A 4069-nucleotide genomic window follows, 5' to 3' on the forward strand; every position below is an offset into this window, starting at 1 on the left:
ACGTCCACCCCGCTTACCCGGGCCGCGCCCTCGGCGCATACTGCCCCTCGATGCAACTCACAAGCCGCCAAAACACGCACGCTAAGCTTCAACCTCAAAAAACTCAGTACGTGTGAGACATCCAGGCTAAGCCTGACGTTACGTGGGGGCTGTTTTCAAGTCAATCCACTGTTGGGGTAACAAAAATGGATACTTTAGTGCCCATTCAACAGTTACTCTATGGCCGATTTTGATCACCCAAATCAGTCCATCGCAGCGCGCGGATTGCACACGCGGTCCAGCTAGACGCCATGCGCATCAGGATGCTGGGAAAGCGCAGTAAGTACATGCTCCGGGTGCAGCGGCCTCTGCAAAAGCTCGAAGCCTAGTCCGTGGGTCAATTTAACCAACGCGGTGGATACGGTGTGGGCTGTAAACAGGATGATCCGGCACTCCGGATGCAGCAATCGAATGCGTTTCGCCGTCTCGATGCCGTCCAGTTGGCTCATGCGAATGTCGCTCAGCACTATGTCAGGCCGAAACCGCGCGACCAGTTCGAGAGCCTCTTCTCCGCTATACAGCGCAACGGGCTTAAATCCGTGCTTTCTCAGGATGTCTGAAAGAGTATCGGCAAGCACGCGGTCATCGTCGATCACCAGCACCGTTCGGCCACCAGGTTCCGTGGTCATGAAGTCTCCTATCGGCCACGAAAAACTATGCCTCCGCAGTCATACGATTTGATGCTGACCGCGGTCGCGATGGAAAGTCAGGCAGCACGCTCATATACGCAATTCCATAGACGCAATCGAGAAGGCGCATTTCGCTCGAACAACCTCACTATCCGCTACTGCATCTCTGTCAGGGTGCGGTCGTGTCTAGAAAAGCGTCGCCGGAAGTCACTCATTTTGTTGAGGTGTCCAGTGAGTTCCGCTATATCCTGCATTGTAATTAAATCGGATCGGCAGTCCGGAAAAACCCCTCTCTCGGGTGAGGTGGTACGGGTTGACGGACGAAACGGCTTCTTTATCGTTATGCACGTAGACCGATTTCGCCAGGTTGTTCAGCTCATGGAACGAAGCGGCAAGCATCGACTTGTCGATGTTCCGATTGCTTCCGTTCGTCCTTTCAAGCGAAACCTCTCCCAGGTTGTTCGGCGTTTTCTCGACGCCAAGGACGAAGCGGAGAAGCATGAGCACCGCGATCCGGTCCGCGCCTGATCCGCTTTCGCTGGCCAGGCCCCGCTCCATCTGACTTGAGACCATGAAGAACTGCAAAGGCTGAACCGGCAACCCGGACATTTGAACTCGTCCTTGCGATAGACTTTCCCTCAGTCATGAGTTGCCTCTTTTGCCGGATCATCGAAGGAAGCATCCCCTCCAAGGCCGTCTACCAGGACGACCAGTGCTACGCTTTTGCCGACATCAACCCACAGGCACCGGTACACGTGCTGATTGTTCCGCGCGAGCACATCGCTTCGATTGCCCATGCGTCAAAAGAGCACGGCGCACTGGTCGGCCATCTGCATTGGGTGGCTGCGGAGATTGCGCGCATCAAGGGACTGACCGAGGGCTACCGCACCGTCATCAACACCGGAGAAGATGGCGGACAGACCGTTGACCACATCCACGTCCACCTGCTCGGCGGTCGGTTGTTCACATGGCCACCGGGGTAAAAGCAGAGAAAAAGAATAGGGAGCAAAAAACAAAAGGATGAGAAACAAGCCCTAATGACAAAAAGGCGGCGTTTCGGGCCCACTTGATCTTCGATCGGGAAATAGAACAGGGAGCCAGCATCAATGTTGGCTCCCTCTTGTTTGTTTCTGATCCCGATTCCCTGTCTTCAGATCGGCTGCGGTACGTACTCGTCTTCCTCTTCCAATCCATACCGGCGCAGCAGGTTGGGCAGGCTCTGCGAAAACGCCGAGCGCGGCATCACCGTATCGCATCCGGCTTCGATGGCTTTCATCTTCAGGTCGCCCTGCAGATGATTGAGGAATCCGATAATCGATGTCGCCTTTTTGAATTTTGTTTTGAACTTCGGAATCAGCGTCATCGGTTTTGCATTCAGGTTGTTCAGATCGAAGACCACCAACGTCGGCTTCTCCGCCTCCGGTGCGTCAATGATGCGCGACACGGTTTCCTTCTCGCCCTTTACGAACTCCACCTTGACGCCGAGCTTCTTCGCAGTCTCCTGAATCTTGGCCTGAAAAAACAGGTCGTCGATGAAACAGAAGATGCGTGTGGGGGCACCGGCCTTCACCGGAACTGCGGGCGACCCGGCGTTCACGTCGTTGTAGTAGCCGTGGTGGCCGTTGCCTGCAGTGGGAATGGTCGAAGGCGGTCCGTCGGCTACATTTCCATTGACGGTGCGATAGCTGTGGTCCATCGGACCGACAAATGTTCGCGGGCCCCTCTGTCTCTCTTTGCGCCGGCCGTTGTGCTGCGGAGCGATGCTGTTGCCCGGCTGCGGCTGCGGAGTATTGGCCTTTTGCTGAAAGAATTTCTTCTTTTTCCGGTGGCGGCCCGAACCCTGCTTCGGCGGTCCGGCCTGTTGCTGCGGCTGCAGCGGAGCCTGCATCTGCGGCTGCGCCGGCTGCGGCTGATTCTGCTGAATCTGCCCCTGCGGCTGACCACCCGGCTGGTTCGACTTGTTTTTGCGACGACGCCTACGGCGCCGATGTCCTTGCGACTGTCCCTGGCCATTCGCCTGGGCCGACCCCAGCTCGGGCTGGGGTATCGTCGGTTCTGTTGTCATGCGTGCACTTCCTGGCACTTTGCTATGGATTGCATTATTTCTCTTGCTTCAGCTCTTCCATCTCTGGGGCTGCTGAATTCTGATTTCCAGCCCGCACATCTCGCTTAGACGCGAGGCACCTTGCCGGGCAGATACCCGCCTGTCATTGAAGCCACGGAATTTGCCGGAGGAACAGTATTTTCGAACGCAATCTACCACGTCATTTGCGTAACCCACGACGCGCTAACGGTGGGTGTACCTTTCCTGCCCGACGCATTGCAGCATTCCCGTTTACTCCATCGACCATTCCTTGTCGCGAAGATCCCTGCCGGGAATAACCGCTAATCCTTCGATGCGACTCCAGGGCCAAACATCCATTCAAAACGTTTAAGCCTTCTGCCCGATCCCTACAACAGCACTCTCCGGTTGAACTGATCGGTGCGACTCGGCCTTCGTTTCCTGGGGTGATGCCTGTCCTATAGGATTCTTCGCCGCTTTCGCCTGTTCGGCTGATTCTGGTTGCGAAGTATCTTTTGTAAGCGGCGAGCCGGCTCTGCCCCAATCCGGGTGGTTCGCTTCAGCCGCTTGATAGGCAATCTCGATACTACAGGCTTATGGGCCCCCGCGCAAGTAGTCCCCACTCCCGCATAGGAGGTACAAGCGTAACCGCGAAGGAACCCCTGGTGAAGTTGAATCGTTACGTTGAATCGCCCGAACGCATGAAACGCCACTCAATTGAGTGGCGTTTCATGTCCCTGCGCTGGTCACTGGCCTCCCAGCAAATTACGGGCGGTGGTTATTTCCACCGCGCCCTTTACAGGCTCTCTCGACCGGTCTGCCGCTTCGTTGGCGGCTGCTCTTGCCGAGCGTCTGCTGTTTTTGCGGGCTGGCCGGAATCTCTCCAGCAGCCGGTACATCACTGGCACCTTCCAAGTAGCAATCGACGTGCCGTTCTGAATTTTGTTTGCTTTCATCAAGTTGCGGGTTTCGCAGAGCCTCTGCCGTTTTGATTCTAGTAAACCTGCGGTGCAGGACTTCAAAAAATGGTAGATTCCATATCGAAAACAGTGCTCCCAAGTCTCCAATCAGGCGTACTCAACTCGACGTAATTCAAGAGATCCGAGATCCTGCACGGCACACAATCGGACTTGCTAAGTCCAGTTTTGAATGGAAGGACTAGCCTGCATTTCTCACGGGGAGTAGGCAAGAAGTAAAGGTCCGGGAAAAAGAGAGTGGGAAAAGGCCGCTGTTTTTGTGGCATAACTGCGTTGTCGAAGCGTAGCTAAATGCTTACAAAAGGAGCGGCCTTTGATGACAGAGTGTATCCAAGAACGGTTCTCTTTTGCAGCTCATTTTT

At 55.3% G+C, this 4069-nt stretch carries 4 protein-coding genes; 1 reads left to right on the forward strand and 3 read right to left on the reverse strand.

Annotated elements, in window-relative coordinates; translation table 11 throughout:
• Positions 1-281: 281 nt before the first annotated feature.
• Entirely contained in the window at positions 282-668 is a 387-nt protein-coding gene (locus WCA10_RS07240; RefSeq protein WP_472821837.1) for a response regulator, read from the reverse strand.
• Positions 669-875: 207 nt separating this feature from the next.
• Positions 876-1277, reverse strand: coding sequence for a hypothetical protein (locus WCA10_RS07245; RefSeq protein ID WP_472821838.1), 402 nt, complete (start codon positions 1275-1277; stop codon positions 876-878).
• 35 nt (positions 1278-1312) lie between these two features.
• Here WCA10_RS07245 and WCA10_RS07250 point away from each other — a divergent pair, with 35 nt between their 5' ends.
• Positions 1313-1651 carry a histidine triad nucleotide-binding protein gene (locus WCA10_RS07250; protein ID WP_472821839.1) on the forward strand — a complete coding sequence of 113 codons (339 nt, stop codon included), beginning with the start codon at positions 1313-1315 and terminating at the stop codon, positions 1649-1651.
• 167 nt (positions 1652-1818) lie between these two features.
• Here WCA10_RS07250 and WCA10_RS07255 read toward each other — a convergent pair whose 3' ends face one another.
• Positions 1819-2733: a response regulator gene (locus tag WCA10_RS07255; protein ID WP_472821840.1), complete on the reverse strand. Its 915-nt coding sequence runs from the start codon at positions 2731-2733 to the stop codon at positions 1819-1821.
• Between the last annotated feature and the right edge of the window lie 1336 nt (positions 2734-4069).

The organism is Occallatibacter sp. (assembly GCF_049582745.1).
Lineage (GTDB): Bacteria > Acidobacteriota > Terriglobia > Terriglobales > Acidobacteriaceae > Telmatobacter.

Bases quoted from the DNA above. Each gene is read 5' to 3' on its own strand.
- WCA10_RS07240 (WP_472821837.1), bottom strand. From the start codon at position 668: ATGACCACGGAACCTGGTGGCCGAACGGTGCTGGTGATCGACGATGAC.
- WCA10_RS07245 (WP_472821838.1), bottom strand. From the start codon at position 1,277: ATGTCCGGGTTGCCGGTTCAGCCTTTGCAGTTCTTCATGGTCTCAAGT.
- WCA10_RS07250 (WP_472821839.1), top strand. From the start codon at position 1,313: ATGAGTTGCCTCTTTTGCCGGATCATCGAAGGAAGCATCCCCTCCAAG.
- WCA10_RS07255 (WP_472821840.1), bottom strand. From the start codon at position 2,733: ATGACAACAGAACCGACGATACCCCAGCCCGAGCTGGGGTCGGCCCAG.